35 protein-coding genes are annotated in these 24,228 nt (G+C 52.8%); 30 read left to right on the plus strand and 5 right to left on the minus strand.

The window, feature by feature from the left end; all coding sequences use genetic code 11:
- The first annotated feature begins 41 nt into the window (after positions 1 to 41).
- The 28 genes from rplB to prfA all read left to right on the plus strand — a co-directional run bounded on the left by rplB (position 42) and on the right by prfA (position 15,947).
- Entirely contained in the window at positions 42 to 905 is an 864-nt protein-coding gene (gene rplB, locus AC2215_RS14450; protein ID WP_486810715.1) for a 50S ribosomal protein L2, read from the plus strand.
- 36 nt (positions 906 to 941) lie between these two features.
- Entirely contained in the window at positions 942 to 1,220 is a 279-nt protein-coding gene (gene rpsS / locus AC2215_RS14455; RefSeq protein ID WP_486810716.1) for a 30S ribosomal protein S19, read from the plus strand.
- 48 nt (positions 1,221 to 1,268) lie between these two features.
- A complete protein-coding gene (gene rplV / locus AC2215_RS14460; protein WP_486810717.1) occupies positions 1,269 to 1,628 on the plus strand; it encodes a 50S ribosomal protein L22 in 360 nt (119 codons plus the stop codon).
- 23 nt (positions 1,629 to 1,651) lie between these two features.
- Complete coding sequence (gene rpsC, locus AC2215_RS14465) at positions 1,652 to 2,380, plus strand: 30S ribosomal protein S3 (RefSeq protein WP_486810718.1); 729 nt, start codon at positions 1,652 to 1,654, stop codon at positions 2,378 to 2,380.
- A gap of 75 nt (positions 2,381 to 2,455) precedes the next feature.
- Positions 2,456 to 2,869 (plus strand): 50S ribosomal protein L16, encoded by a 414-nt coding sequence (rplP, locus tag AC2215_RS14470; protein WP_486810719.1) that lies wholly within the window; start codon positions 2,456 to 2,458, stop codon positions 2,867 to 2,869.
- An 8-nt stretch (positions 2,870 to 2,877) separates the two neighbouring features.
- Complete coding sequence (rpmC, locus tag AC2215_RS14475) at positions 2,878 to 3,183, plus strand: 50S ribosomal protein L29 (RefSeq protein WP_486810720.1); 306 nt, start codon at positions 2,878 to 2,880, stop codon at positions 3,181 to 3,183.
- A gap of 54 nt (positions 3,184 to 3,237) precedes the next feature.
- Positions 3,238 to 3,489 (plus strand): 30S ribosomal protein S17, encoded by a 252-nt coding sequence (gene rpsQ / locus AC2215_RS14480; RefSeq protein ID WP_486810721.1) that lies wholly within the window; start codon positions 3,238 to 3,240, stop codon positions 3,487 to 3,489.
- Positions 3,490 to 3,522: 33 nt separating this feature from the next.
- A complete protein-coding gene (gene rplN, locus AC2215_RS14485) occupies positions 3,523 to 3,888 on the plus strand; it encodes a 50S ribosomal protein L14 (RefSeq protein ID WP_486810722.1) in 366 nt (121 codons plus the stop codon).
- A 35-nt stretch (positions 3,889 to 3,923) separates the two neighbouring features.
- Positions 3,924 to 4,235 carry a 50S ribosomal protein L24 gene (gene rplX / locus AC2215_RS14490; protein ID WP_486810764.1) on the plus strand — a complete coding sequence of 104 codons (312 nt, stop codon included), beginning with the start codon at positions 3,924 to 3,926 and terminating at the stop codon, positions 4,233 to 4,235.
- A gap of 78 nt (positions 4,236 to 4,313) precedes the next feature.
- Entirely contained in the window at positions 4,314 to 4,859 is a 546-nt protein-coding gene (gene rplE, locus AC2215_RS14495; protein WP_486810723.1) for a 50S ribosomal protein L5, read from the plus strand.
- 23 nt (positions 4,860 to 4,882) lie between these two features.
- A complete protein-coding gene (gene rpsH, locus AC2215_RS14500; RefSeq protein WP_486810724.1) occupies positions 4,883 to 5,284 on the plus strand; it encodes a 30S ribosomal protein S8 in 402 nt (133 codons plus the stop codon).
- A gap of 62 nt (positions 5,285 to 5,346) precedes the next feature.
- Positions 5,347 to 5,886 (plus strand): 50S ribosomal protein L6, encoded by a 540-nt coding sequence (gene rplF, locus AC2215_RS14505; protein WP_486810725.1) that lies wholly within the window; start codon positions 5,347 to 5,349, stop codon positions 5,884 to 5,886.
- A gap of 86 nt (positions 5,887 to 5,972) precedes the next feature.
- Positions 5,973 to 6,335 (plus strand): 50S ribosomal protein L18, encoded by a 363-nt coding sequence (gene rplR, locus AC2215_RS14510; RefSeq protein WP_486810726.1) that lies wholly within the window; start codon positions 5,973 to 5,975, stop codon positions 6,333 to 6,335.
- Positions 6,336 to 6,410: 75 nt separating this feature from the next.
- Complete coding sequence (gene rpsE / locus AC2215_RS14515; protein WP_486810727.1) at positions 6,411 to 6,956, plus strand: 30S ribosomal protein S5; 546 nt, start codon at positions 6,411 to 6,413, stop codon at positions 6,954 to 6,956.
- Positions 6,957 to 7,012: 56 nt separating this feature from the next.
- Complete coding sequence (gene rplO, locus AC2215_RS14520) at positions 7,013 to 7,462, plus strand: 50S ribosomal protein L15 (protein ID WP_486810728.1); 450 nt, start codon at positions 7,013 to 7,015, stop codon at positions 7,460 to 7,462.
- A gap of 58 nt (positions 7,463 to 7,520) precedes the next feature.
- On the plus strand, positions 7,521 to 8,837 hold the full coding sequence (gene secY / locus AC2215_RS14525) for a preprotein translocase subunit SecY (RefSeq protein ID WP_486810729.1): 1,317 nt from the start codon (positions 7,521 to 7,523) through the stop codon (positions 8,835 to 8,837).
- A gap of 5 nt (positions 8,838 to 8,842) precedes the next feature.
- Complete coding sequence (locus AC2215_RS14530) at positions 8,843 to 9,397, plus strand: adenylate kinase (protein ID WP_486810730.1); 555 nt, start codon at positions 8,843 to 8,845, stop codon at positions 9,395 to 9,397.
- A 129-nt stretch (positions 9,398 to 9,526) separates the two neighbouring features.
- Positions 9,527 to 9,751: a translation initiation factor IF-1 gene (gene infA, locus AC2215_RS14535; protein WP_486810731.1), complete on the plus strand. Its 225-nt coding sequence runs from the start codon at positions 9,527 to 9,529 to the stop codon at positions 9,749 to 9,751.
- A 103-nt stretch (positions 9,752 to 9,854) separates the two neighbouring features.
- Positions 9,855 to 9,968: a 50S ribosomal protein L36 gene (gene rpmJ / locus AC2215_RS14540; RefSeq protein ID WP_194028896.1), complete on the plus strand. Its 114-nt coding sequence runs from the start codon at positions 9,855 to 9,857 to the stop codon at positions 9,966 to 9,968.
- A 95-nt stretch (positions 9,969 to 10,063) separates the two neighbouring features.
- The gene (rpsM, locus tag AC2215_RS14545; protein ID WP_486810732.1) at positions 10,064 to 10,447 is read left to right on the plus strand and encodes a 30S ribosomal protein S13; all 384 of its coding nucleotides are present in this window, start codon (positions 10,064 to 10,066) and stop codon (positions 10,445 to 10,447) included.
- 186 nt (positions 10,448 to 10,633) lie between these two features.
- A complete protein-coding gene (gene rpsK, locus AC2215_RS14550; RefSeq protein WP_486810733.1) occupies positions 10,634 to 11,029 on the plus strand; it encodes a 30S ribosomal protein S11 in 396 nt (131 codons plus the stop codon).
- A gap of 195 nt (positions 11,030 to 11,224) precedes the next feature.
- Positions 11,225 to 12,169, plus strand: a complete 945-nt coding sequence (locus AC2215_RS14555) for a DNA-directed RNA polymerase subunit alpha (RefSeq protein ID WP_486810734.1) — start codon at positions 11,225 to 11,227, stop codon at positions 12,167 to 12,169.
- A 99-nt stretch (positions 12,170 to 12,268) separates the two neighbouring features.
- Positions 12,269 to 12,622 carry a 50S ribosomal protein L17 gene (gene rplQ / locus AC2215_RS14560; protein ID WP_486810735.1) on the plus strand — a complete coding sequence of 118 codons (354 nt, stop codon included), beginning with the start codon at positions 12,269 to 12,271 and terminating at the stop codon, positions 12,620 to 12,622.
- 46 nt (positions 12,623 to 12,668) lie between these two features.
- Positions 12,669 to 13,487, plus strand: coding sequence for a tRNA pseudouridine(38-40) synthase TruA (truA, locus tag AC2215_RS14565; RefSeq protein ID WP_486810736.1), 819 nt, complete (start codon positions 12,669 to 12,671; stop codon positions 13,485 to 13,487).
- Between the two features lie 5 nt (positions 13,488 to 13,492).
- Positions 13,493 to 13,948, plus strand: a complete 456-nt coding sequence (gene rplM / locus AC2215_RS14570; RefSeq protein ID WP_486810737.1) for a 50S ribosomal protein L13 — start codon at positions 13,493 to 13,495, stop codon at positions 13,946 to 13,948.
- Positions 13,948 to 14,361 (plus strand): 30S ribosomal protein S9, encoded by a 414-nt coding sequence (gene rpsI, locus AC2215_RS14575; RefSeq protein WP_486810738.1) that lies wholly within the window; start codon positions 13,948 to 13,950, stop codon positions 14,359 to 14,361. Before rplM ends, rpsI begins: the two co-directional genes overlap by 1 nt.
- Positions 14,362 to 14,463: 102 nt before the next feature.
- Entirely contained in the window at positions 14,464 to 14,709 is a 246-nt protein-coding gene (rpmE, locus tag AC2215_RS14580; RefSeq protein ID WP_486810739.1) for a 50S ribosomal protein L31, read from the plus strand.
- A gap of 125 nt (positions 14,710 to 14,834) precedes the next feature.
- Positions 14,835 to 15,947, plus strand: a complete 1,113-nt coding sequence (gene prfA / locus AC2215_RS14585) for a peptide chain release factor 1 (RefSeq protein ID WP_486810740.1) — start codon at positions 14,835 to 14,837, stop codon at positions 15,945 to 15,947.
- A gap of 340 nt (positions 15,948 to 16,287) precedes the next feature.
- Here the strand turns inward: prfA and bchI are convergent, their stop codons facing one another.
- Positions 16,288 to 17,388, minus strand: a complete 1,101-nt coding sequence (gene bchI / locus AC2215_RS14590; protein ID WP_486810765.1) for a magnesium chelatase ATPase subunit I — start codon at positions 17,386 to 17,388, stop codon at positions 16,288 to 16,290.
- Positions 17,389 to 17,587: 199 nt separating this feature from the next.
- Complete coding sequence (locus AC2215_RS14595) at positions 17,588 to 18,403, minus strand: TrmB family transcriptional regulator (protein ID WP_486810741.1); 816 nt, start codon at positions 18,401 to 18,403, stop codon at positions 17,588 to 17,590.
- Positions 18,404 to 18,510: 107 nt separating this feature from the next.
- Between AC2215_RS14595 and AC2215_RS14600 the strand changes: the two genes are divergently transcribed.
- The gene (locus AC2215_RS14600) at positions 18,511 to 19,467 is read left to right on the plus strand and encodes a branched-chain amino acid transaminase (protein ID WP_486810742.1); all 957 of its coding nucleotides are present in this window, start codon (positions 18,511 to 18,513) and stop codon (positions 19,465 to 19,467) included.
- Positions 19,468 to 19,847: 380 nt separating this feature from the next.
- Here AC2215_RS14600 and AC2215_RS14605 read toward each other — a convergent pair whose 3' ends face one another.
- From AC2215_RS14605 to AC2215_RS14615, 3 genes are all read right to left on the minus strand, one after another.
- Positions 19,848 to 20,528: a lysophospholipid acyltransferase family protein gene (locus AC2215_RS14605; protein ID WP_486810743.1), complete on the minus strand. Its 681-nt coding sequence runs from the start codon at positions 20,526 to 20,528 to the stop codon at positions 19,848 to 19,850.
- Between the two features lie 217 nt (positions 20,529 to 20,745).
- Complete coding sequence (gene tadA, locus AC2215_RS14610) at positions 20,746 to 21,246, minus strand: tRNA adenosine(34) deaminase TadA (RefSeq protein ID WP_486810744.1); 501 nt, start codon at positions 21,244 to 21,246, stop codon at positions 20,746 to 20,748.
- Positions 21,247 to 21,496: 250 nt separating this feature from the next.
- The gene (locus tag AC2215_RS14615) at positions 21,497 to 22,462 is read right to left on the minus strand and encodes a CHAD domain-containing protein (protein ID WP_486810745.1); all 966 of its coding nucleotides are present in this window, start codon (positions 22,460 to 22,462) and stop codon (positions 21,497 to 21,499) included.
- Positions 22,463 to 23,247: 785 nt separating this feature from the next.
- Between AC2215_RS14615 and AC2215_RS14620 the strand changes: the two genes are divergently transcribed.
- On the plus strand, positions 23,248 to 24,222 hold the full coding sequence (locus AC2215_RS14620) for a DUF928 domain-containing protein (protein ID WP_486810746.1): 975 nt from the start codon (positions 23,248 to 23,250) through the stop codon (positions 24,220 to 24,222).
- Positions 24,223 to 24,228 lie beyond the last annotated feature (6 nt).

A 24,228-nucleotide genomic window follows, 5' to 3' on the forward strand; every position in this document is an offset into this window, starting at 1 on the left:
CCCGACAGAGGACAGCGGACAAAAGACTAAGGAAGAGAACCATGGGTATTCGTAAATACCGACCTTACACCCCCAGCACCCGAGAACATAGCGTTTCCGACTTCGCCGAAATCACCCGCAGCGAGCCGGAAAAATCCCTAACGCGGAACAACCACCGCCCCAAGGGTCGCAACAACCGAGGCGTGATTACCTGCCGCCATCGCGGTGGCGGTCACAAGCGCCTGTATCGCATCATCGACTTTCACCGTAACAAGCTCAACATTCCAGCTAAAGTCGCGGAAATTGAATACGATCCCAACCGCAATGCGAGAATCGCCCTGCTGTACTACAAAGACGGCGAAAAGCGGTATATCTTGCATCCCAAGGGATTGGCTGTCGGGACCGAAGTGATCGCTAGCCCCGATGCCCCGATCGAAATTGGGAATGCTTTACCCCTGGCGAACGTTCCCCTAGGTACGGCCGTGCACAACGTCGAATTGACTCCCGGTAAAGGCGGTCAAATCGTGCGTGCTGCCGGTGCGAGCGCCCAAGTGGTGGCCAAAGAAGGTAAATTCGTCACCCTCAAGCTTCCCTCCGGAGAAGTGCGGATGATTCGCCGCGAGTGTTACGCCACCATCGGACAAGTGGGGAACGTCGACGCGCGCAACATCTCCCTGGGTAAAGCCGGTCGCACCCGCTGGTTGGGTCGTCGCCCCCAAGTTCGCGGTAGCGTCATGAACCCCGTCGATCACCCCCACGGTGGTGGTGAAGGTCGCGCCCCCATCGGTCGCAGCGGTCCGATGACACCCTGGGGTAAGCCCGCCCTCGGTGCCAAGACCCGGAAGAAGAATAAAGCCAGTAACAAATTTATCGTTCGCCGCCGACGCAAATCTTCCAAGCGCGGTCGCGGCGGTCGCGATAGTTAATGACTGACGTACCCACACCACTCCCGTTGAACGATTATGAGTCGATCGCTAAAAAAAGGTCCGTTTATTGCCGACAGCTTGATGAAAAAGATCGAGCGCTTGAATGCCCGCCAGGAAAAGCAAGTGATTAAAACCTGGTCGCGCGCGTCCACCATCGTTCCCCAAATGGTGGGTCATACCATCGCCGTGCATAACGGTCGCGCTCACGTTCCCGTTTACGTGAACGAGCAAATGGTCGGCCACAAACTCGGCGAATTCGCCCCCACTCGTACCTTCCGGGGACACGCCAAAAGCGATAAAAAAATGCGACGATAGCCCCTGGGTTTATGGAGATAAAAGAACACGATAAGGAGAAGCCGACCTATGGCTGTTGATACCACTTCAGAGGCAAAAGCGATCGCTCGCTACATCCGAATGTCCCCCCATAAAGTGCGTCGAGTTCTCGACCAAATCCGGGGGCGTTCCTACCGGGAGGCGCTAATTATTTTAGAATTTATGCCCTATCGCGCTTGCGATCCCGTTCTCAAGGTGTTGAGATCGGCCGTGGCGAATGCCGAGCATAACTTAGGACTCGACCCCACCCAGCTCGTCGTTTCCCAAGCTTACGCCAACGGCGGTCCGAGCTTAAAGCGCTACCGACCCCGCGCTCAAGGTCGGGCTTACATGATTCGCAAGCCCACCTGTCACATTACCGTGACCGTGGCGCCGGAAATTGAGGAATAACTCGCGATCGCAAGGATAAATTCATGGGACAAAAGATACACCCGATCGGTTTTCGTTTAGGAATTACCCAAGAGCACCGCTCTCGCTGGTTTGCCGATAGCAACCGCTATCCCGAACTGCTCCAGGAAGACTATCAAATCCGCCAGTACGTTCAGAAAAACCTATCGAATGCTGGCATTAGCGAAGTTCGCATCGAGCGCAAAGCCGATCAAATCGATCTCGAAATTCGCACGGCACGACCCGGTGTGGTCGTCGGTCGCGGCGGTAGCGGCATCGAAAACCTGCGGGTCAACCTGCAAAAAATGCTCGGCAGCAGCCGTCAGATTCGCATTAACGTCGTCGAAGTGGCTCGGGTTGATGCCGACGCGGCTTTGATTGCCGAATACATCACCCAACAGCTCGAACGGCGGGTTTCCTTCCGCAGAGTGGTGCGCCAAGCTATCCAACGCGCTCAGCGAGCGGGAGTTGAAGGGATTAAAATCCAAGTCGGCGGACGCCTCAACGGTGCGGAAATTGCCCGTTCGGAATGGACTCGCGAAGGTCGAGTTCCCCTCCATACCTTGCGCGCCGATATCGACTACTCCTATCGAACCGCTCGGACGATTTACGGCATTTTAGGGGTGAAAGTTTGGGTCTTCAAGGGCGAAATCATTCCGGGAATGGAAGAGAAAGCCAGCAACACCGTTGCCCAACCCCGCCGCCGCCAGCCCAAACGCCGCCAGCAGTTTGAAGATCGATCGAACGAAGGATAAACGGCCCGGTTTTCAAGGTCGACGAACTATTATCCTAACGAGCGATCGCCACCCGCATCAGCCACAAAAAAGGTTATGTTAAGTCCAAAAAGAACAAAATTCCGCAAGCAGCAGCGCGGGCGCATGAGAGGTTTGGCCAGCCGAGGCAGCACCATCGATTTTGGTGACTTCGGATTGCAAGCGCTAGAACCGTCTTGGATTACCTCCCGTCAAATTGAAGCCAGCCGTCGAGCAATGACGCGCTACATTCGCCGGGGTGGAAAAATCTGGATTCGGATTTTCCCCGATAAACCCGTCACCATGCGACCGGCAGAAACCCGGATGGGTTCGGGTAAAGGTTCTCCCGAATTTTGGGTGGCCGTCGTTAAGCCCGGTCGGATCATGTTTGAAATTGCCGGCGTTCCCGAAGCCACGGCCCGAGAAGCAATGCGTTTGGCTTCCTTCAAATTACCGATCAAAACCAAGTTCCTGACCCGTGAAGGAGAGTAGACAAGCCGATGTCATTACCCAAAATTGACGAGGTCACCCCTCTAAGTGACGAAGAAATCTCCGAACAAATCTTAGCGATTAAAAAAGAGCTGTTCGAGTTGCGACTGCAAAAAGTAACCGGTCAGCTCGAAAAGCCTCATTTGTTCAAACACAAGCGCCACCGCCTTGGTCAACTGCTGACCGTCGAGCGCCAGCGTCAAATTGCCAGCGCTAAAGCCAGTGCCCAAGACGCAACCCCGTCGACCCCGGAACCGGCAGCCGAACCGGCAGCCGAACCGGTCGCCGAAACTGCAGAAGCCGCTGCCTCGGAATAACTGAGGCCCGCTCGTGGTTCTGGCTCCTATACATCACTCTCTTTTCACCCAATCATGGCAGTTAAAGAACGTGTTGGCACTGTTGTCAGCAGCAAAATGCAAAAAACCGTGGTGGTCGCCGTTGAAAACCGCGCTCCCCACCCCAAATACGGCAAAATTGTCGTGCAGACGAAGCGATATAAAGCCCACGACGAGAATAACGAATGTAACGAAGGCGATCGGGTTCGCATTCGAGAGACTCGCCCTCTGAGCCGCACGAAACGCTGGATGGTGATCGAAACGCTCAGCAAAGCACTCCAAGACTAGTAACATACGCGCGACGCGAAGGGAGACCCAATCGTGATTCAAAAAGAGTCCTATCTCAACGTTGCCGATAATAGCGGCGCTCGCAAAATATTGTGCATCCGAATTCTCGGCGGGAACCGACGCTATGCCGGCGTAGGTGACATCATTATCGGCGTGGTCAAAGATGCAATTCCCAATATGGCCATTAAGAAGTCAGACATCGTGCGAGCCGTCGTGGTGCGCACTCGCAAGGGATTGCGTCGAGACAGCGGCATGAGCATTCGTTTCGATGACAACGCGGCCGTGATTATCAACCAAGACGGCAACCCTAGAGGAACCCGCGTTTTCGGACCGGTGGCTCGCGAGCTGCGCGATAAAAACTTTACTAAAATCGTATCTCTAGCACCGGAGGTTCTCTAGTGGCCAAAGTAACGCAACGCCCCATCCGCTACCGAATGCACGTCAAAAAAGGCGATACAGTGCAGGTTATTTCGGGCAAAGATAAGGGAAAAGTTGGGGAAGTGCTTCAAGCCATCCCCAAAAAAAGCCAGGTGGTGGTCAAGGGAGCCAACATCATCACCAAGCACGTAAAGCCCCAGCAAGAAGGCGAATCCGGAAAAATCGTCACCTTTGAAGCCCCTATTCACAGCTCCAACGTGATGCTTTACTCGGAAAAAGAGAAGGTCGCCAGCCGGATTTGCTATACCTTCACCGAAGAAGGTCGAAAAGTCCGAAAGCTCAAAAAAACCGGGGAAATTATTGACTGATAAAGCGTTTTTTTGCGTTGCGAACAACATCAATAAAAAACGTTTTCCTTCTGACTTTCTGAGTGTAAATTATCCAAAATGGCTCAATCGCTGAAAACGAAATATCAAGAAACGATCGTTCCCAAACTTACGGAACGCTTCGAGTATAAAAACCTCCATCAGGTTCCCAAAGTCGTGAAAGTGACGGTCAATCGAGGATTGGGAGAAGCCTCTCAAAATGCGAAAGCTCTCGAATCTTCCCTTGCCGAAATCGCCGTGATTACCGGACAAAAGCCGGTGGTAACGCGAGCCAAGAAATCGATCGCGGGCTTCAAATTGCGCCAGGGGATGCCCGTCGGAATCATGGTGACCCTACGTTCCGATCGCATGTATGCCTTTCTCGAACGACTGATTAATTTGGCTCTGCCTCGGATTCGCGATTTTCGCGGCGTTAGTCCCAACAGCTTCGACGGTCGGGGGAACTACACCCTCGGGGTCAAAGAGCAACTGATATTCCCCGAAGTGGAATATGACAGTATCGATCGAATTCGCGGACTCGATATTTCGATCGTAACCAGCGCGCAAACTGATGAAGAAGGTCGCGCTTTACTCAAAGAAATGGGCATGCCCTTCCGTAGTAATTGAGGCCGGTTGACACACAAAAAATTATGGCGACCAACGATACAATTGCAGATATGCTCACTCGCATCCGTAATGCGAACCTGGCGCGGCATCAAACCACGAAAGTGCCTTCGACTAAAATGACCCGCAACATTGCCCGAGTCCTCAAAGATGAAGGGTTTATCGACGATTTCGAGGCAGCCGGAGAAGGAATCGAAATGCATTTGGTGGTTTCCCTCAAGTACAAGGGGAAAAACCGCCAACCGATCGTGCGAGAACTGAAGCGAATTAGCAAGCCCGGATTGCGAGTTTACAAAAATCGCAAAGAACTGCCGAAAGTTTTAGGTGGGATCGGTATTGCGATCGTTTCCACTTCTCGGGGGATCATGACCGACCGAGATGCCCGTCGTCAAGGGGTCGGTGGAGAAGTCCTCTGCTACGTCTACTAACGTCGCACCAGAGCGATTTCCCAACCCCATACCGAATATCAAGAACAAAGGACACACAAGCGATGTCTCGTATTGGTAAACGTCCCATCGATCTACCCGATAAAGTTTCGGTCAACATCGAGGGCCAGCAAATTTCAGTCAAAGGACCTAAAGGCGAACTGAGTCGAGTTTTACCCGACCAGGTGAGTTTGGCACAAGAGGATAAAGCCATAGTTGTCAAACGCATCGACGATTCTCGGGTCGCTCGGTCTCGTCACGGTCTTTCGCGCACCTTGGTCGCCAACATGGTCGAAGGTGTCTCCAAAGGATTCGAGCGACGGTTGCAAATTCAAGGCGTGGGTTATCGCGCTCAGGTGCAAGGTCGCAATTTGATTTTGAACGTGGGCTACTCGAAACCCGTTGAAGTCGTTCCCCCCGAAGGCATTCAGATGGCCGTTGAGAATAACACCAACGTGATTGTCAGCGGCATTGATAAAGAAGTGGTCGGGAATACTGCCGCTCGCATCCGCAGCGTCCGACCCCCTGAAGTCTATAAAGGTAAAGGAATTCGCTACGCCGGCGAAGTCGTTCGACTCAAAGCCGGTAAAGCCGGTAAGAAATAATCGAGCGTGGGGTTTACAGCCATGGCTCTTCGAGGTCTTTTTCCCTGCGAGTCGTCAGTTCATAACGGTTTAAGTGAGTTTGGTTTATGAAAATAACGCGCAAAGAATCCATTCAACGCAGACATCGCCGAGTTCGGCGGAAAGTCTCTGGAACCCCCGAGCGTCCTCGGTTATCGGTCTTTCGCTCGAACAAACATATTTACGCTCAAATCATCGACGATACCGAACATCGGACTCTAGTCGCCGCCTCTACGAAAGATGCCGATTTGCGATCGGATCTTACCTCCGCCTCCACCTGCGATGCCTCCGCGAAAGTGGGAGCACTCGTCGCCCAGCGCGCCAAGGATAAAGGAATCGAGAAAGTTGTTTTCGATCGCGGCGGAAACCTGTACCACGGTCGCGTCAAAGCTCTGGCCGATGCCGCTCGCGAAGCGGGTTTGAGTTTCTAAGGAACCCTCCGATGGCACTGCACCCTTGAGGATATCCAGACTCGCAATTCATCATTAAAAAACGAGCAAACAATCATGGCAGAACAAAAAGAGCAACGCAGAAACAAAAAAGGTAATCGCAATCGAGAGAAAGAAAGCGAGTGGCAAGAGCGCGTCGTTCAGATTCGCCGCGTCACTAAAGTGGTCAAAGGGGGTAAAAAACTCAGCTTCCGCGCCATTGTCGTCGTCGGCAACGAACGGGGTCAAGTGGGAGTTGGCGTGGGTAAAGCCGGTGACGTCATCGGTGCGGTGAAAAAGGGCGTCGTCGATGGGAAAAAGCACCTCGTCACCGTTCCCTTGACCAAATCGAACTCCATTCCCCATCGCGCTAACGGTATTGCGGGTGGAGCAAAAGTGATGATGCGACCGGCCGCTCCGGGGACGGGGGTAATTGCCGGTGGCGCCGTGCGCACCGTGCTAGAACTTTCCGGGGTGCGCAACATCCTCGCCAAACAGTTGGGGTCGAGCAATCCCCTCAATAATGCCAGAGCCGCCGTCGATGCCCTCGATAGCCTGCGCCGCTTTTCGGAAGTGGCTCGCGAGCGAGATATCTCCATCGAGAAACTTTACGCTTCGAGTTAAAAACACCAGCTTGAAAGCATCCTCAAATTGAGCCGAGCGTTTAAATCCTTAAAATTATGAGACTACAAGATGCCGTCCCCAAACCGAGTTCTAAAAAACGCCGCCGCCGAGTCGGTCGGGGGATTGCCGCCGGTCAAGGGGCAAGCTGCGGTAAAGGAATGCGCGGTCAAAAATCGCGATCGGGTAGCGGGACTCGTCCGGGTTTTGAAGGGGGTCAACTTCCTCTCTACCGCCGGGTTCCCAAACTCAAGCACTTTACGGTAATTAACCCCAAACATTACACTATTGTAAACGTAGGTAAACTTGCGTCCCTACCCGCGAATACAGAAGTCACGTTGGCATCCATATTAGAAGCAGGACTCGTGACCGCCAGCAACGGTCCCCTGAAAATCTTGGGAGATGGAGAGCTAACCGTTGCCCTAACGGTGAAAGCTGCTGCTTTTACCGCCAGCGCCCGACAGAAAATCGAGGCCGCCGGTGGAAGTTGTGAAGTCGCCGATAGCTGACCTTTTGGGGAAGGGACGAGATGACACCAATGGCGAGTCAAGGTAGAGGTAAACCTTCATGGCGGTAAGTCGAGATAAAGCCCCCACCGCACAAGAGACATTCATTCAAATGGCTCAAGCTGCGGGTTTGAGGGGACGAATATTAGTAACGGTTGGCTTAATTGTTTTAGTGCGTTTGGGCGTTTGGTTGCCGGTTCCGGGAATTGATCGCGCCCGATTTGCCACCGATTTCCAAAACAGCCCCTTCTTCGGATTGTTGAATGCGTTTTCTGGAGGGGGTTTAGAAAGCCTGGGGATTTTTGCCTTGGGGATTTTGCCCTTTATTAACGCATCGATCGCCGTTCAGCTGCTCACAGCGGCCATTCCCAGTTTAGAAGACCTGCAAAAGAACGAAGGGGAAGCCGGACGGCGCAAGATCTCTCAAATTACCCGCTACGTCGCCCTGGGCGTTGCCGTCTTGCAAAGTACGGGGATTGCGATTTGGACGAGCGCTTACATGTCGGCGTCTAATACAGACCCGGTTCCCTTCTTTATTGCCAAAACCATGTTGGCATTAGTGGCTGGGGCGATGTTCGTGATGTGGGTCTCGGAACTGATTACCGAACGCGGAATTGGAAACGGTGCATCGCTGTTGATTTTCGTCAATATCGTTGCCGTTCTACCCTATTCCTTAGGAGACACCATCGAACTAGCCCAGCGAGACCAAGGAATTGTCGGTCGAGTTCTGATTTTGGTGATGGTCTTCTTAGTGACCATCGTCGGGATCGTGTTCGTTCAAGAAGGTGCTCGGCGCATTCCAATTATTTCCGCTCGCCGACAAGTGGGTCGCCGTCTCTATCGCGAACGGACCAGCTATCTGCCCTTGCGCTTGAATCAGGGGGGGGTGATGCCGATTATTTTCGCCTCTAGCTTTTTGATTTTGCCCGGATTTTTGGCCGAAGCCACCAATAATCCGATGTTATCGAATGTCGGTCGCTATCTGGGTCCGAACAGTCCTTGGCCTTGGTTATACGTATCTTTCTACCTGGTGCTAATTGTCTTTTTTAGTTACTTTTACGCCTCTTTGACCCTCGACCCGGCCGACCTGTCGAAAAACTTGAAAAAAATGGGTTCGAGCATTCCAGGGATTCGACCGGGGAAAGCTACCGAACAGTATATTTCTCAGGTTTTGAATCGGCTCACCTTTCTCGGGGCCATTTTCCTAGGTCTGGTGGCAACCGTTCCCACTGCCGTGGAAGGGGCAACTCGCGTGCCGACTTTCCAAGGATTAGGGGCAACATCTTTGCTGATTATCGTTGGGGTTGCCATCGATACGGCAAAACAAATTCAGACTTACGTCATTTCCCAACGTTATGAGGGCATGGTGAAGCAGTAAAAGCGATGCAGTTTATCTTTTTAGGTCCTCCCGGAGCCGGTAAAGGCACTCAAGCTCAAAAGCTGGCCGAATTCTGTCAGATTCCCCATATTTCTACTGGAGATATTCTTCGCCAAGCCGTGGCTGCTGGTAGCGAACTCGGCCAACAAGCCGAGGGGTATATGGCTCGCGGCGAACTCGTTCCCGAAGCACTAATTCTCGATTTAGTTCGAGAACGATTGCAGATGCCTGATGCCAAAACCGGGTGGATTTTAGATGGGTTTCCCCGCACGGTTTCTCAAGCAGAGTTTTTGGAGAAATTACTGCTTCAGATGGAACAAACTTGCGATGGTGCGATTAATTTGGATGTTCCCGATGAAACGATCGTCACTCGGTTGTTGGGGCGAGGACGAGCTGACGATACAGAGGAAACGATTCGCCGTCGTTTAAGTGTTTATCGGCAAGAAACCGAACCCACCATCGAGTTTTATCGCCAACGTCAATGCTTGAAAGTTATTGATGGAAATCGACCCATTGAGGAAGTGCGGGAGACCCTGATAAACTTAATCCCGCACTCCTAGGCAAATCTACTGATTTCGAGGGACACGATCGAATCGAAATTTGATAGTATACGTTAGAGAACAACCAAAAACTAGGGTCTGTTCGTGTCTTCAACGGTAAATTTACACCATCGTAAATAGGGAAAAAAATTGGCAAAGCAAGACTTAATTGAAGTGGAAGGGACGGTGACCGAGTCTCTACCCAATGCGATGTTTCGAGTCGATTTAGATAATGGGTTTAATGTCCTTGCCCATATTTCTGGAAAAATTCGACGTAACTACATTAAAATCCTTCCCGGAGATCGCGTCAAGGTAGAAGTGACACCTTACGATTTAACCAAAGGTAGAATTACTTATCGCTTGCGGAAAAAGTAAGTCCGGTAGCTCGTTATCGTTCCCCAAATTTTAATTTTTTATCTTTGACTTTTAAATATGAAAAAGTTAAGATATAGAGTTTGTTGTATAACTATGTAAAATCGTGAAAGTACGAGCATCTGTCAAAAAAATTTGCGAAAAGTGCCGCGTCATCCGTCGTCGCGGTCGAGTTATGGTGATTTGTCCCAATCCAAAACACAAGCAACGCCAAGGCTAAATCGCCCGCGAAAATTGTTGTGGCAGCCCACTTTGCTGCTAGAAAAGACCCAGTCTTTTTAGTCGATCGAATTACTCTAATCTGGAGAGAAAAACGTGGCACGGATTGCAGGAATAGACCTTCCACGAGATAAGCGCGTCGAAATTGGTCTGACTTATATCTATGGTATCGGTCTGAAGACCGCACAAAAAATTCTCGAGACCACGGGAATTAACCCCGATACTCGCGTCAAAGATCTAGGCGATGGAGAAGTCGCCGCCCTGCGGGAAACTATCGAAGCCAACTATCAAGTCGAAGGGGACTTGCGGCGTTGGGAATCGATGAACATTAAGCGTTTGGTAGACATCGGCTGCTATCGAGGTCGCCGTCACCGTCAGGGTTTGCCCGTTCGCGGTCAGCGCACCCGCACCAACGCTCGCACTCGCCGAGGCGTTCGTCGCACCGTCGCAGGTAAGAAGAAAGCTGGCGCCAAGAAATAGAGCGCATCGGTTGCGGACGAGCCGACGTCCTCGGGAAGCAAGCTTCATCCCCCCATCGAGTGCCCCAACCGAAGCCGAAGCTGTTTGGCACGCGCATTCCCACTCCCTCAGACACCCCGAAAACTTGCATCTACAGTTTGCCCCAGCCGAGCTCACATTCATTCTATACACGCTTGAAAAACGAACATGGCAACACGACCCAACAAAAAATCAGGTTCTCGCAAACAAAAGCGGAACGTCCCCAATGGCATAGGCTACATTCAGTCTACCTTTAACAACACGATCGTCACCATTACCGATACCAAAGGAGAGGTGATCTCCTGGGCAACGGCCGGTTCGAGTGGGTTCAAGGGGGCGAAAAAAGGAACCCCTTACGCCGCTCAAACCGCTGCCGAAAGCGCAGCCCGTCGGGCTAGCGACCAGGGAATGCGTCAAATCGAGGTGATGGTCAGCGGTCCGGGAGCCGGACGAGAAACAGCCATCCGGGCTTTACAGGCAGCGGGTCTGGAAATTACCCTCATTCGAGATATTACCCCCATTCCCCATAATGGCTGCCGTCCGCCCAAGCGTCGGCGAGTTTAGCCATCGATTGCTTTTCGTGCGCTGGGACGGACGGGGTTGCCACGGGAACTTGAAGTTGCCAGTGGCTCGCCGATGCTTCGCTCCCCACCCGCTCCAAACGAGCATCCACGAAAATCAAATTCTAGCGTAATACTCAGCATTAGGTCGGTCAAACGTATCTATCTTCTGGGGACTAAGGTTAAGGGAGGTTATGCCGTGACGCAATACCAAATTGAGTGTGTAGAAAGTAAAAATCCAGAGAAAGGCCAAGGTCTCTACGGCAAATTTATTATCGAGCCGTTAGAACGGGGTCAAGGGACGACGGTGGGGAATGCCCTGCGGCGAGTTCTGCTCTCCAACTTACAAGGCTCGGCAATTACGGCCGTCCGCATTGGTGGGGTGAATCACGAGTTCGCGACGATGCCCGGCGTCCGAGAGGACGTGCTGGAAATCCTGTTAAATATGAAGGAAGTCGTGCTCAAAAGCCGCACGAACCAGCCCCAAATCGGTCGCTTGCTCGTTCAAGGTCCGGCAACGGTAACCGCCGACCACTTCGATCTGCCCTCGGAAGTGGAGGTTGCCAGCCAAAGTCAGTATATTGCCACCTTGGCGGAAAAAGCATCGCTGGAGATGGAATTTCGGATCGAAACCGGGACTGGGTATCGCTCCGTCGAGCGCAGTCGAGACGAATCGACGGCCCTGGACTACCTGCAAATCGACGCGGTGTTCATGCCCGTGAGAAAGGTCAACTATACCGTCGAAGATGCCCGCGTGGGCGGCTCCTTGGAAAAAGATCGCCTGATTATGGAAATCTGGACCAACGGGAGTTTAACCCCTCAAGAGGCGATCGGGGAAGCGGCGAATCTTTTAGTGGATCTATTCGTCCCACTCAAAGACATTACCGTGGAATCGCTCAAAGATGAGTTCACCCCGGACGAAAATCCCAACAGTCAGATTCCCATCGAAGAACTTCAGCTTTCGGTGAGAGCCTACAATTGTCTCAAGCGCGCGCAGATTAATTCCGTCGCCGACTTATTAGATTATTCCCAAGAAGACCTGCTCGAAATTAAAAACTTCGGGCAAAAATCCGCTGAAGAAGTAATTGAGGCCCTGCAAGAGCGGTTGGGAATTACCCTGCCTCAAGAAAAATCGAAAGCCTAGGGAAATGAAGGTGAAGCTCCCAACGCCAACCCGCGTGGGCGCTCGGAGTTGAACTTCTTCCCATCAAAAATCGATCGTTCGTCATTTGTTCTTACTATCATGCGTCATCGTTGTCGTGTCCCTCTCCTCGGCAAACCTGCCGATCAGCGCAAAGCCCTCTTGAGGTCTTTGACCACCGAACTGCTCCGTCACGGTCGGATTACCACCACCACCGCCCGCGCCAAAGCCGTGCGTTCGGAAGCCGAGAGAATCATTTCTCTGGCAAAAGACGGAACCCTGGCCGCTCGCCGTCAAGCCATGGGCTATCTTTACGATAAAGGATTGGTTCATGCCCTATTTGCGGGCGTGCCCGATCGCTACGGCAGCCGTAACGGCGGCTATACCCGCGTTCTGCGCACCGTCAGCCGCCGGGGCGATAACGCCAAAATGTCAATTATCGAACTCGTCGATTGACCCGTTGATGTCCCCCTCCATCCCCCAGCCTCGAGAGCGAGTTGCCATGGTCGTCCAGTACCTTGGCACTCATTTTCATGGTTGGCAGCGGCAAGTGAATTTGCCCACGGTCCAAGAAGAACTCGAAAAAGCCCTCGCCATCGAAATGGGACATCCGGTCACCGTCCACGGTGCGGGTCGGACCGATGCCGGGGTACACGCCGCCGCTCAGGTGGCGCACTTCGATTCGAGCAGTCCTATTCCCGCTGGTAAATGGGGAACCGTCCTCAACAACCGATTGCCAGAGGGGATTATCGTGCGGGCATCGGCTGCGGTAGACTTTAACTGGCACGCGCAGTTTAGCGCCCTGTGGCGACGCTATCGCTACACCCTCTACACCGACTCCTATCCCAACTTGTTCTTGAGTCCGGTGGCGTGGCACTACTACCACGCGCCCCTCGACGAGAAGCGGATTCAAGCGGCTTTAGATCCCCTGGTGGGTCGCCATCATTTGGCGGCATTTCACCGAGCGGGTTCCGGGCGCGCTCACTCTTGGGTGGAGGTACAAGAAGCTCGATGCGAGCGTCAGGGTTCGTCGCTCTACATCGAAGTTCAAGCCAGTGGCTTCCTCTATGGGATGATGCGCCTTTTGGTAGGGTTGCTGGTTCAGGTGGGTCGGGGACAGAGATCCCTCGCCAACTTCTACGACATTTGGACTAACGAGCGTCGAGAAGCGGTGAAGTACGCCGCCCCCGCCCACGGTTTGTGTTTGCTGCGGGTTGGCTATCCCGAAAATCCTTTTAAACCGGAAGCGTGGATCGATGCCATGCCCAAGTTTGCCTTCGAGACCCATTGCGGGTTCGATCGCCCATTACCGATTACATAATAGCTATGATTAAAACCCACGTTCCCCCCGTCGATTCGATCGAGAAAAAATGGTACGTCATCGACGCCACCGATAAGCGTTTGGGACGACTCGCCAGCGAGATCGCTCAGATTCTACGGGGCAAAAACAAACCCACCTTTACCCCTCACATGGATACGGGGGATTTCGCGATCGTCATCAATGCCGAAAAAGTGCAGGTGACGGGCAAAAAACGCAGCCAAAAGCTCTATCGCCGCCACTCGGGTAGACCGGGGGGAATGAAGGTGGAAACCTTCGATAAGCTGCAAGCTCGCATTCCCGAACGGATTATCGAGAAAGCTGTCAAAGGGATGCTGCCCAAAAATGCCCTCGGACGCAAGCTATTCACCAACCTGAAAGTATATGCCGGTTCCGAGCATCCCCACGCCGCCCAACAGCCCGAAGTCTTAGAAATCAACACCACCCCTGGAGTGAAAGCCTAATGGAAGCAACCGAACGTCAAAACCGCGTCGCGTACTGGGGAACCGGTCGCCGCAAAGAAGCTATCGCCCGCGTCCGTTTGGTTCCCGGTAGCGGAGAACTGACGGTGAACGGCAAACCCGGCAACGTCTACCTGCAGTACAACCCGGCTTACATCGCCTCAACCCGCACTCCCCTCGAGACCCTGGGTTTGGAAGCGGAGTACGATATCCTGGTGAACGTGCGCGGTGGGGGACTCACCGGTCAAGCCGAAGCCATTCGCTTGGGTGTTGCCCGGGCGCTGTGCGAACTCGACCCCGATAACCGCCAGCCCTTGAAAGCTGAAGGCTATCTCACCCGCGATCCCCGCGCCAAGGAACGGAAGAAGTACGGTTTGCGCAAAGCTCGTAAGGCTCCTCAGTACTCCAAGCGTTAATCGAAGTGCCGTTTCGAGTTTTCCGAGATCGTGGGGAATGGCTCGAAACGCTAAAATATTGATATCCCCACGAACAGCCTAAGACAACGAGAGAAATCCGCCATGCCCAAATCCGATATTCATCCCGAGTGGTATCCCGAAGCCAAAGTCTACTGCAACGGAGAAGTGGTGATGACCGTGGGGTCGACTAAACCCGAACTTCACGTCGATGTCTGGTCGGGAAATCATCCCTTCTATACCGGCAACCAGAAGATTATCGATACGGAAGGACGAGTGGAGCGATTCATGCGCAAGTACGGCATGATGGGCACCCAATCCTCCGAGGAAAATACCGAGTCCAAGCAGTAGCCGCGCCGCGTCGATTCTCGGTGTTGGATGGGCGAACCCATCGATAACGCATCTGAAGTTCGAGATTTTAGCGTCGAGATTCCATCGGCGCGATCGCTGTTTAGACCAATCAAGAGGACTGCGCCATGGCTCCAAGTTACCTGATCGATAAATTAAAATCCGTCGAGCAAACCTTTCACGAGTTGACCCGCCGACTGGCAGATCCAGATATCGCCAGCGATCCGGGTGAGTTTCAGCGAGTGGCCAAGGCGCGGGCATCTCTGGAAGAGGTGGTGAACACCTACGAGGTTTGGAAGGAGAAAACGGAGGAGTTGGCTGGCGCGCAGCAAGTCCTCAAAGAAGCCAACGACGATCCCGAGATGCGGGAGATGGCCGCCCTGGAAGTGGACGAACTCGAAACGGCTCTTGAAGAACTCGAACAGCGGCTGAAAATCCTGCTCCTGCCCCAAGACCCCAACGATGAGAAGAATATCATGCTCGAAATTCGGGCGGGAACTGGGGGAGACGAGGCTAGCATCTGGGCAGGTGATTTGGTGCGGATGTACTCCCGCTATGCGGAAAATTACAACTGGCGGGTGAAGCTGGTGAGCGAGTCCCTCGCGGATATGGGGGGATTCAAGGCGGCGATTCTGGAGATTCAGGGCGATCGCGTCTACAGCAAGCTCAAATTCGAGGCTGGGGTGCACCGGGTGCAGCGAGTTCCGGTGACCGAAGCTGGGGGTCGAGTACATACGTCCACGGCCACGGTGGCGGTGATGCCGGAAGTGGATGAAGTGGAAGTGGAAATCGATCCCAAAGACATCGAAATGTCCACAGCGCGATCGGGTGGTGCTGGCGGTCAGAACGTCAACAAGGTGGAAACGGCCGTCGACCTGATTCACAAACCTACGGGAATTCGGATTTTCTGTACCGAAGAACGATCGCAGCTGCAAAACCGGGAACGGGCCATGCAGATTTTGCGGGCGAAGCTATACGAAATGAAGCTGCAAGAACAGCAGGCAGAAATTACCTCCCGGCGGCGATCTCAGGTAGGAACTGGGGCGCGATCGGAAAAAATTCGCACCTACAACTACAAAGATAACCGCGCCACCGACCATCGATTGGGTCAGAACTTCAACCTGACGACGGTGTTAGAAGGAGATTTAGAACCAATTTTTCAAACTTGCATCGCCCAAGACCAACAGGAACAGTTGGCGGAGTTGGCGGCTTCGACTGCGGGTACGCCAACATCAGTTTGAGGCTCTCGGTTATTATGCCTCGAAGGCATGATGTCGCTCGCAGACTCGATTTGGGTGGTTTGAGTTGAGAAAAGCGATCGCCTTGATACAGCTCGCGCGCATAGCAGTTAGGACGATTGAGATTCAGGTTAAGTCTTTATAAATCTTGTAGGGGGAATGCGGCCGTTGACCCCTACTGTACGTTGTGTACCCAATTAAATGTCCTCGCATCCCTTGCGCTTAGCTCTAATCGGAGATCGCTTTCCCGTCACGGCTTCACTGATTTCCCATGTCACGACCGCAGTTCTCTCCAATCCGGCAGGCGATCGCGACATGGGTTTTTGTCTTCTCTGTCTTCAGGTTAGTCTTCTGGCATTTCCAGCTTGAAGACGCTGCAAAATACCTTTTCAACTTTGTATCCCGAATCGATCGATTCCAAGGGGTCTTTGCGCAGTCGGTGACGCAAACACAAGACGATCGTCCGGCGAATATCATCGACGGTAACTTCCGTGCGACCTTCAAAGGCTGCCAGGGCTTTGGCCGCCCGGTTGGTGACGATATCCCCGCGCAATCCATCCACATCCAACTCCGAGCAAACTTGGGAAATTTGGACGCGCAGTTCGCGATCGATCGTCACTGAAGGCAGGAGTTCTTGAGCTCGAATCAATTTTTCCCGCAGGGCTTCTTGCTCTTGGCGATGATTTTCGAGGAAGGTCTGGGGGTCGCCATCGAAGGTGGAGCGTTCTTCGACGATTTGCACTCGCAGATTCGGCTCTTTCACGGTACGGATTTCGGCGTGCATCCCGAAACGATCGAGCAGTTGGGGTCGCAGTTCTCCTTCTTCGGGGTTCCCAGAACCTACCAACACGAACCGTGCCGGGTGGCGGATGGAAATGCCTTCCCGTTCCACGGTATTCCAACCAGACGCCGCTGAATCGAGCAACACGTCAACTAAGTGGTCGTCGAGGAGGTTCACCTCATCCACGTAGAGGATGCCGCGATTGGCTTTCGCTAGCAAACCCGGTTCAAAGGCTTTCACCCCTTCCGAAAGAGCTTTTTCGATATCGATCGTACCGCAAACCCGGTCTTCCGTTGCCCCCAGGGGTAAGTCTACCATGGGCACTTTTTTACGGCTGACGGGGAGCGAATCCTGTCGATCTAAGCGCTCTCGCACCCCATCGCTCATCATTTCCGGATCGCTAGGATGGCTGTTGAAGGGGTCGTCACCCACCACATCAATATCTGGTAACAATTCCGCCAGCGCTCGAATCGTGGTCGATTTTCCCGTGCCGCGATCGCCCATAATCATCACGCCACCCACTTTCGGATCGATGGCATTCAACATCAGGGCCAGTTTCATCTCCTCCTGGCCGACGATCGCCGTGAAGGGAAACACCGCACGGCGGCGAGGAAGAGTCGTGGTCGTGGGGGCAGTAGGTGCGCTCGCAGTCACGCTTGTCATTGAATTCATTATCTTTCAGTTGCGATTATCGGGAAAAAGTGAGCTGAGGGTGGAGGTTTCGAGCGCTCGGATTCGACATTACTAAATGTATTCGAGACGTCAAAATTGATAAATAAGTGTTACTCATTGTACAGTGCGACGCGACCGTTCGGGGGGTTGGGAGCACAGGGGAAAGGATAGGTCTGACGAGAAATAGTTTTTAACTTTTGGGTGGATTTGTGCCCTCTTGCCAGATGGTTTCAAAAGAAATTTGCAGCATCGAAGCCAACCCCGGATGGGTGAAGATCGTGGCGGTGAATCGGGGGGTACTCGCGAGGGGGTCTTGCAGAGAGAGTAAAGTATAGCGATCGTCAAAAAGCTGCATTTTAAATGGCAGTTCCCGAACGAAGCGTACTTGCTGCCCCCATTCTTGACACTGGCGGATAAATTCTCGATCGCTCGGATCTTCCCAACTGTGATGCTCGTAAATCGTCCGGTAGGTAATACTGCGATCGAGGGGTTCTTTCACCAATTGCAATCCTTCTTCGTAACTGAGTAGGGACGGATAAGTGAAGAACACGCAGATACTTTCATGTGCTGACTGAGCCAGTTCGATCGCGCGATCGAAAATGCGATTGGGTTCGGAAAGCACTTCAATATATGCCAGCGGATCTTGGGTGCCATGTCCGGCTTGGTACAGGGGAGTCAAAGCGGTAACGAGGCTCTCTGTTCGTTCCCGCTGCTGGGCGATTTCCGCATCGTACTGGCGCTGTTTTTCCCGCAGTAGGGTGGGGAGCGCTCGCGCCGGATCGACCGCTTGAAAGAGCCGCTGGCGCCCGGAATGACGCTCGACGCACAAACCCCGATCGCGCAGAGAAGCCAGTACGTCATAAACTCGCTGTCGGGGCACTTGGGCCAGGGTTGCCACTTGCGCCGGAGTAAAATCCTGGCGTTCGAGCAGTGCTAAGTAAATCGCCGCTTCATAGCGCGTTAGTCCTAAATTTGTCAGGTTTTCGAGCTGTTTCGGATCGTGCATTCTGGGGGATTTTGTTAGATATTTTTGAGGCGTGCTTTAATGACACCACTATTAAGTGGTGCTAATATAATGTTTATTCCGAACATTTTATCGCACCAGACCGACACATGAGCGCCACTGCAACTCAAAAACCCACCCCCGGGATCGCCCAAACAACTCATCAGTTCTTGCCCGACGCCTACCTACAAGGACAGTTTCTCCCCTTCAACGACGCTCGCATTTCCATTGCCACCCACGCCCTCCATTACGGGACGGGGGTTCTCGGGGGGATTCGCGGGTTTATCGATGGCGATCGCATCTTGTTGTTTCGTCTCGATGCCCATTGCCAGCGACTGAGTCGCAGTGCCCGATACCTGGGTTATTCGATAGCTCCAGAAGAGTTGCAATCCATCCTCATCGAGTTCGTCCGCCGCAACCAACCCTCCTCTTCCTTCTACATCCGACCGCTAATTTATACTTCCAGTTTGGGGATTGCCCCGCGACTGCACGAGATGGAAAAAGACTTGCTCGTATACGGCTTAGGGATGGGGGACTATCTACCGGGCAGTGGAGTGCGCTGTCGGATTAGTTCCTGGCAGCGACAAGAAGATCGCAGCCAACCCCTGCGCGGCAAAACCAGTGCTGCCTATATCGCCTCGGCACTGGCAAAAACTGAAGCCGTCGAATCGGGGTTCGATGAAGCGATTTTGATGAACTCCCAGGGAAAAGTCAGCGAAGCTTCGGCGATGAATCTATTTTTGGTGCGTAACGGTCAGTTGATTACCCCCAGCACCGACCAAGATATTCTCGAAGGCATTACCCGCGATAGTATTCTCACCCTTGCCCGCGATTTGGGCATTCCTACCATCGAGAGACCTGTCGACAAATCGGAGCTATTGATCGCCGATGAAGTGTTTCTGTGCGGTACGGCGGCGCAAATTCTGCCGGTGCTGAGCGTGGAAACCTACTCCCTCCCAGACGATCGCCCCATCACTCAACGGTTGCGCGATCGCCTCCAGACTGCCATGGTGGGACGGGATGCACTGCACTCTAACTGGGTAACGGAGGTGGGGTGTAGGGTGTAGAGCATTGGTGAAACGCGCGCGGAAATCTCTCGGTTGTCAAGCCCCAGATTTAGTGTTTCTACTCGATTGACTCTTGAGATCTAGACGGTTTCCGATGACGGATCGACCCTGAGATCCCATACTCAAAACCATTCCCCATTCCCCGTTCCCCATTCCCCTTGAATTGCGGCACGTCAGCTTCACCTTTCACTAATGGGTGTCGAGACCGGTTATGAGTTCTTATTGCTGAATTCTGTGAGGGCGCTGACAGTCTGAGGGTTACGAGCATCTTTCTCCCACCGCGATTGCCTGCCCACGGTCACTTGTGTCCTAACATGACTGCATATCGCTATATCTCCCCCTCTGCGCGTCACCGCGTCACTGTGTCTTCCCCTCTCTCCTCAGATTGCTCGATCGTACAGTTCTTGCAGGGCTTCAGATAAATCGGTCGTCAGCTTCTTGGCGCTGCGTTTGGTGGAGTCTTTGGGGTAATCTTTCACCCAGATGGGTTTGCCGATCTTGACGATCGCATCGCAACCCCAGCGTGGTTTTCCGGTACTGTAGCGGATGGCAACGGGGAGAACCCGCACCTTCAAACCCGGCTGCGTGCATTCGGCCTGCATCGCCAGACGACCCAAACCCGGTTTGAGTCGGCTCACCGTATCTTGATGGAAAATGCCGCCCTCGGGGAAAATGGTCAGCATTTCGCCCTGGTGCAGTAAATCTAAGCCGTGGCGCAAACTGCCGATGCCGGGACGCTTGAGATCGATGGGGAACGCCCCCAAGCGACAGGCAAACCAGCCTTGAATGCCCGTGGTTTCCGTTGCCGTTGTCATAAATCGCAGATCCCGTCCGGAAACCGCTCGCCCTGTAGCGTGGGAGAGAACGAGGGGGTCCCAGCGAGAACGATGGGTAGGTGCGAGAATGGTAGCCCCCGTCGCAGGCAAATGCTCTTGTCCCATCGCCCGAATTTCTCTAAAACACGCGGGCAAAACGATATGACGTGCGAGGGGATGAACGATCGGCATTAACCACGGCGACACCTGGGATGAAACAGAAGATGCCCCAGTCGGAGTTGGCATTGCAGTGTTGGCGGAGTTTTGTGGGAGTGAGTTGTTTTGCGCGTAGGAGTCGATTTGAAACACGGTTGCAAGTACGGTTGTTCGGAACTTTAAAGCGAGCTTTAAATTCCGCTTTTCAACCTCTACTTTAAGACGACTCGAAGGGATCGATTGAGAACAACGGACAGTTCGTGCATCGTCTATTTTCTGACGTTATTTCGGCATGTTCGCGCAACCGTTAGGGCGATCGCCGTCGATCGAACCAAGTTTGTAATCGATCGCGACACGTTGACTCTAAGATACCACCGAGGACTTTTAAACGATGATAGGAGCAAGGGCCATCGGGAAGATTCATCACCGTGCGAATCGCCCCGGTTTTCGGTTCGTCAGCCCCGTAAACTAACAGTCCCAATCGCGATTGAACGATCGCCCCAGCACACATGGGACAGGGTTCGAGGGTGACGTACAAAGTACATTCGCTCAGCCGCCAGGTTTGCAACATTTGGGAGGCTTGTTGAATCGCCAGGATTTCCGCGTGGGCAATAGGGTTGCGATCGCGTTCCCGTCGATTTTCGCCCGTCGCTACTAAATTCCCCGCCTTATCGACAATAATCGCCCCCACCGGAACTTCCCCCGCTTCCCCGGCAGCTTGCGCCAACTCCAACGCCGCCATCATCCAGCGTCGATGGGTCAGGTAGATCGGATCGTCAATTGGGGGAGGGGGAATTTGGGGAGACACAGTGACGGGGAGAGGGAGAGAGGGGAGACGGGGTGATTGTGATGATTGACAATGCGAGCAAGATGTTTGTGTGCTCCGCACACGCGCACGCGGCGGGCACTAATTGTCCGAACCAATAGGCGCGGTGGCTATATAGCGGTATTCACTGTAGTTAGGACACCTCCAACAATCATATCGTTGGAAACGCCAGCAAGAGCTCGCACTATTGTCCTAACCCGACTGAATACCGCTATAACTCTATAACTTATTCTCAATCCGGGTTCAAAACCAACAACCGCACCGACTGGCGAAAGTCGGCGTCGAGATAGCGATCGCGAATCGGTTGCCATTCCTGCCAAAGTTGCCACTGTTCGAGGCGCATCTGTGCCGCAACGGTGGGTAAAATGCGAGCGACATCGCAGTTGAGGACTTTCGCGAGAAACTCCCGCAGTACTGCCTGGTCTTGCATCTGACCGAGTAACCCCTGAATTTGCTTAAATTCTCGAGTTTGGCGAGCATAGGTTTCGTCGTAACAATCTAGAAAGACTTCCGTTTGATATCGCACCCCCTTCACCTGCTTTCGCAAATCGTGCAGGCTGGTACTTTCGCGATCGATTTGTTGGAGCATTCCGATCGCATGAGCCGCGCTCGTACCGTTCAACTCGTTGCCTCGGGTCGTTCCCACCCACCAACCCGGATGCAAGAACAGTTGGGCAATCGTCGGTCCGAGCAAATCCGGCAGCGCATCTCGAATGGGAAGGATTGCCATGGCTTTGCAAGTCGGATGCTCGAGCCAATCTTGCAGACAACCGATGAGTCGATCGAAGCGATCGCTTTTGAGAGCTTTTTCGAGATGGTGAAAATCCTTAACTCGCTGTTTTTTGAGGGTCTCGAGAACGCTATCCAAACATTTCTCTTCTTTCCCACTTAAATTGGGTCGATACCGGGTCGCCAGTTCCGCTTGCAGCACGTCTAAATCCCGGACTGCCCCCAACACCTCCACAGTTTTGCGAATTTTCCGCCTGCTTGCGTCCTCGGGCAATTCCAGGATGCGATCGAAGACCGAAATCACCGTGCGCAACCGTCGAAACCCGATCCGCATTTGATGCAAGGGTTCTCGATCGCTATCTTTAAGAACTTGTTTTTTATGCTTGAGGCACTTCTTTAAACTACGCCCGATCGCTCCCTGGGCATAATCTCCTAAAGTCAATTTTTGGGCAATTAACTGTGATACCATAATAGGTTGAGTCAGTACATCTCTACATTGAGTACGGACAACATTGCAGTTCTCAAATCATGGATTCGGAAAGTCTCGAGCGTTCATCGAAAACCCATCCCGATGGCAACCTAACTCCATTCAAAAGCGCCAGCCTCCAGGATTTCTTGGAAGTTGCGACCGACTCGGTCAACCCTCGAAGACCCAACCCACTTACCTCAAAAGCATTCCAAACATTAATTTTTTCGATTTTTCTGAGTTAGAGATCGAGCTAGCTATTGTGAGTCGAATTGAATTGCCCGTACCTAAATCTTAAATGAATTTCTATTTTTTTTAGCTTAACTTTTATGAAGTCATTATTTTCGATAAATAGAATTTTTAATCGGAATTATACAATCGTTTATCCGATATTTTTTCTGGGTTCGAATCCATCAATTTTAAACCCGATCGATAAGACAGAATAATCTTTACTTGGTGCTTTTGAATCTTTGCGCGGTCTTTACCCAGTCTCCTAGGCACCTCAAGACAATAGAGGGAGCGCGATCTCACCTCCCCTTTCATTTCCTGGCAGGGGAGGTTTCCTTCACGATTGATGCCGTCTGAGAATTATTGAGCACCGGGAACCCCTCAACCTAGGCACGGGTCTCAAACAAGAGATAGGAAGTCACAGCTCTAGAAAGACTTCTCCAACATGTAAAAAATTCGTTCGTTATCAATATCCAAATGCGAGTGAGACTAACTTTGAAGTTTATAATAGACGAAACGATAAGGGTGCAAGTCACAGACCAATTTTCAGAGGGTAAGTTATGGCTAAGCAGAAAAAGTGGCCCAAAGAGTCTCTTGTTTCTATTCTTACCAGTATCGGTCTAGTCGCAGGGACGAGCTGGTTCTATTGGGCGAGAGCGGTGACCTTTGAAGTTCCCAGCTATGAAGCTCCCCGTCGTTCTTCAGACGGTGCGTCTCGGGGAAGGATCGAATTTACCCTCCCCGAAGTCACCAATCCAGAGATCGGGGATGGGGATGTCTCGCGCGGACAAGTCATCTTCGATACCCCCGGAACGGATGCTCCCGCGCGAACCACTGGCGGCGCATCTCGATCGGATACGGTCTTTGAAACCCCCGGAACGGATGCTCCCACCCAAACCACTGGTGGGGCGTCTCGTGGAGAAGTAACCTTTGAAACCCCCGGGTCCGAATCCCCAAATACCACCACAGGAGCCGGTTCTCGCGGCGAGCAGTATTTCGTGACCGCCCTGATTCCCAACACCAACCACGGTAGAACGGTTTCCGAGCGACCGACTTTTTACATCTACATGCCGCCGACTTCCGTCAAACGAGTCTTTTTCAGCTTGCAAGACGAAGATCGAAACAGCTACTATCAAACCATTTTGCCCATTACCAGTCGCAAAGGTATTATTAGTTTTACGATGCCCGACGACGCTCCCCCTCTCGAAGCTGGCAAACATTACGAATGGTATTTTGTCACCCTCGAAGGAGAGCGGTTGCGTCCGGACTCTCCGAGCATTTCCGGTTGGATCGAGCGGATCGTACCCGACCCGACCCTTGCGGCTCAAGCGAGATCGGGAACCTCATTGGAGCTAGCTGCATCCTACGGTCGGCAAGGCGTTTGGTACGATACGCTCACCACGTTGGTCGAACTCAAACGCTCGGAACCCGACAATAATAACTTGGTGTCTGAATGGACGGAGTTGCTAGAACAAGTCGGTTTGGGTGATTATGCGGCGAATCCGATCTTGGTCACCGAACCCCTAACCGAGTAGTTTCAG

This window comes from Zarconia sp. (assembly GCF_057467645.1).

Excerpts from the sequence above, each read along its gene's own strand:
- rpmE (WP_486810739.1), top strand. The coding sequence starts at position 14,464 with ATGCCCAAATCCGATATTCATCCCGAGTGGTATCCCGAAGCCAAAGTC.
- rpsE (WP_486810727.1), top strand. The coding sequence starts at position 6,411 with ATGGCAGAACAAAAAGAGCAACGCAGAAACAAAAAAGGTAATCGCAAT.
- rplF (WP_486810725.1), top strand. The coding sequence starts at position 5,347 with ATGTCTCGTATTGGTAAACGTCCCATCGATCTACCCGATAAAGTTTCG.
- rplV (WP_486810717.1), top strand. The coding sequence starts at position 1,269 with ATGGCTGTTGATACCACTTCAGAGGCAAAAGCGATCGCTCGCTACATC.
- rplQ (WP_486810735.1), top strand. The coding sequence starts at position 12,269 with ATGCGTCATCGTTGTCGTGTCCCTCTCCTCGGCAAACCTGCCGATCAG.
- AC2215_RS14620 (WP_486810746.1), top strand. The coding sequence starts at position 23,248 with ATGGCTAAGCAGAAAAAGTGGCCCAAAGAGTCTCTTGTTTCTATTCTT.
- AC2215_RS14600 (WP_486810742.1), top strand. The coding sequence starts at position 18,511 with ATGAGCGCCACTGCAACTCAAAAACCCACCCCCGGGATCGCCCAAACA.
- rpmC (WP_486810720.1), top strand. The coding sequence starts at position 2,878 with ATGTCATTACCCAAAATTGACGAGGTCACCCCTCTAAGTGACGAAGAA.
- AC2215_RS14530 (WP_486810730.1), top strand. The coding sequence starts at position 8,843 with ATGCAGTTTATCTTTTTAGGTCCTCCCGGAGCCGGTAAAGGCACTCAA.
- truA (WP_486810736.1), top strand. The coding sequence starts at position 12,669 with ATGGTCGTCCAGTACCTTGGCACTCATTTTCATGGTTGGCAGCGGCAA.
- rplO (WP_486810728.1), top strand. The coding sequence starts at position 7,013 with ATGAGACTACAAGATGCCGTCCCCAAACCGAGTTCTAAAAAACGCCGC.
- rplE (WP_486810723.1), top strand. The coding sequence starts at position 4,314 with ATGGCTCAATCGCTGAAAACGAAATATCAAGAAACGATCGTTCCCAAA.
- rplX (WP_486810764.1), top strand. The coding sequence starts at position 3,924 with ATGCACGTCAAAAAAGGCGATACAGTGCAGGTTATTTCGGGCAAAGAT.
- bchI (WP_486810765.1), bottom strand. The coding sequence starts at position 17,388 with ATGACAAGCGTGACTGCGAGCGCACCTACTGCCCCCACGACCACGACT.
- rpsH (WP_486810724.1), top strand. The coding sequence starts at position 4,883 with ATGGCGACCAACGATACAATTGCAGATATGCTCACTCGCATCCGTAAT.
- prfA (WP_486810740.1), top strand. The coding sequence starts at position 14,835 with ATGGCTCCAAGTTACCTGATCGATAAATTAAAATCCGTCGAGCAAACC.
- rpsQ (WP_486810721.1), top strand. The coding sequence starts at position 3,238 with ATGGCAGTTAAAGAACGTGTTGGCACTGTTGTCAGCAGCAAAATGCAA.
- rpsC (WP_486810718.1), top strand. The coding sequence starts at position 1,652 with ATGGGACAAAAGATACACCCGATCGGTTTTCGTTTAGGAATTACCCAA.
- secY (WP_486810729.1), top strand. The coding sequence starts at position 7,521 with ATGGCGGTAAGTCGAGATAAAGCCCCCACCGCACAAGAGACATTCATT.
- rpsI (WP_486810738.1), top strand. The coding sequence starts at position 13,948 with ATGGAAGCAACCGAACGTCAAAACCGCGTCGCGTACTGGGGAACCGGT.
- rpsK (WP_486810733.1), top strand. The coding sequence starts at position 10,634 with ATGGCAACACGACCCAACAAAAAATCAGGTTCTCGCAAACAAAAGCGG.
- rplB (WP_486810715.1), top strand. The coding sequence starts at position 42 with ATGGGTATTCGTAAATACCGACCTTACACCCCCAGCACCCGAGAACAT.
- rpsS (WP_486810716.1), top strand. The coding sequence starts at position 942 with ATGAGTCGATCGCTAAAAAAAGGTCCGTTTATTGCCGACAGCTTGATG.
- rplM (WP_486810737.1), top strand. The coding sequence starts at position 13,493 with ATGATTAAAACCCACGTTCCCCCCGTCGATTCGATCGAGAAAAAATGG.
- AC2215_RS14605 (WP_486810743.1), bottom strand. The coding sequence starts at position 20,528 with ATGCCAACTCCGACTGGGGCATCTTCTGTTTCATCCCAGGTGTCGCCG.
- AC2215_RS14595 (WP_486810741.1), bottom strand. The coding sequence starts at position 18,403 with ATGCACGATCCGAAACAGCTCGAAAACCTGACAAATTTAGGACTAACG.
- AC2215_RS14615 (WP_486810745.1), bottom strand. The coding sequence starts at position 22,462 with ATGGTATCACAGTTAATTGCCCAAAAATTGACTTTAGGAGATTATGCC.
- rplP (WP_486810719.1), top strand. The coding sequence starts at position 2,456 with ATGTTAAGTCCAAAAAGAACAAAATTCCGCAAGCAGCAGCGCGGGCGC.
- rplR (WP_486810726.1), top strand. The coding sequence starts at position 5,973 with ATGAAAATAACGCGCAAAGAATCCATTCAACGCAGACATCGCCGAGTT.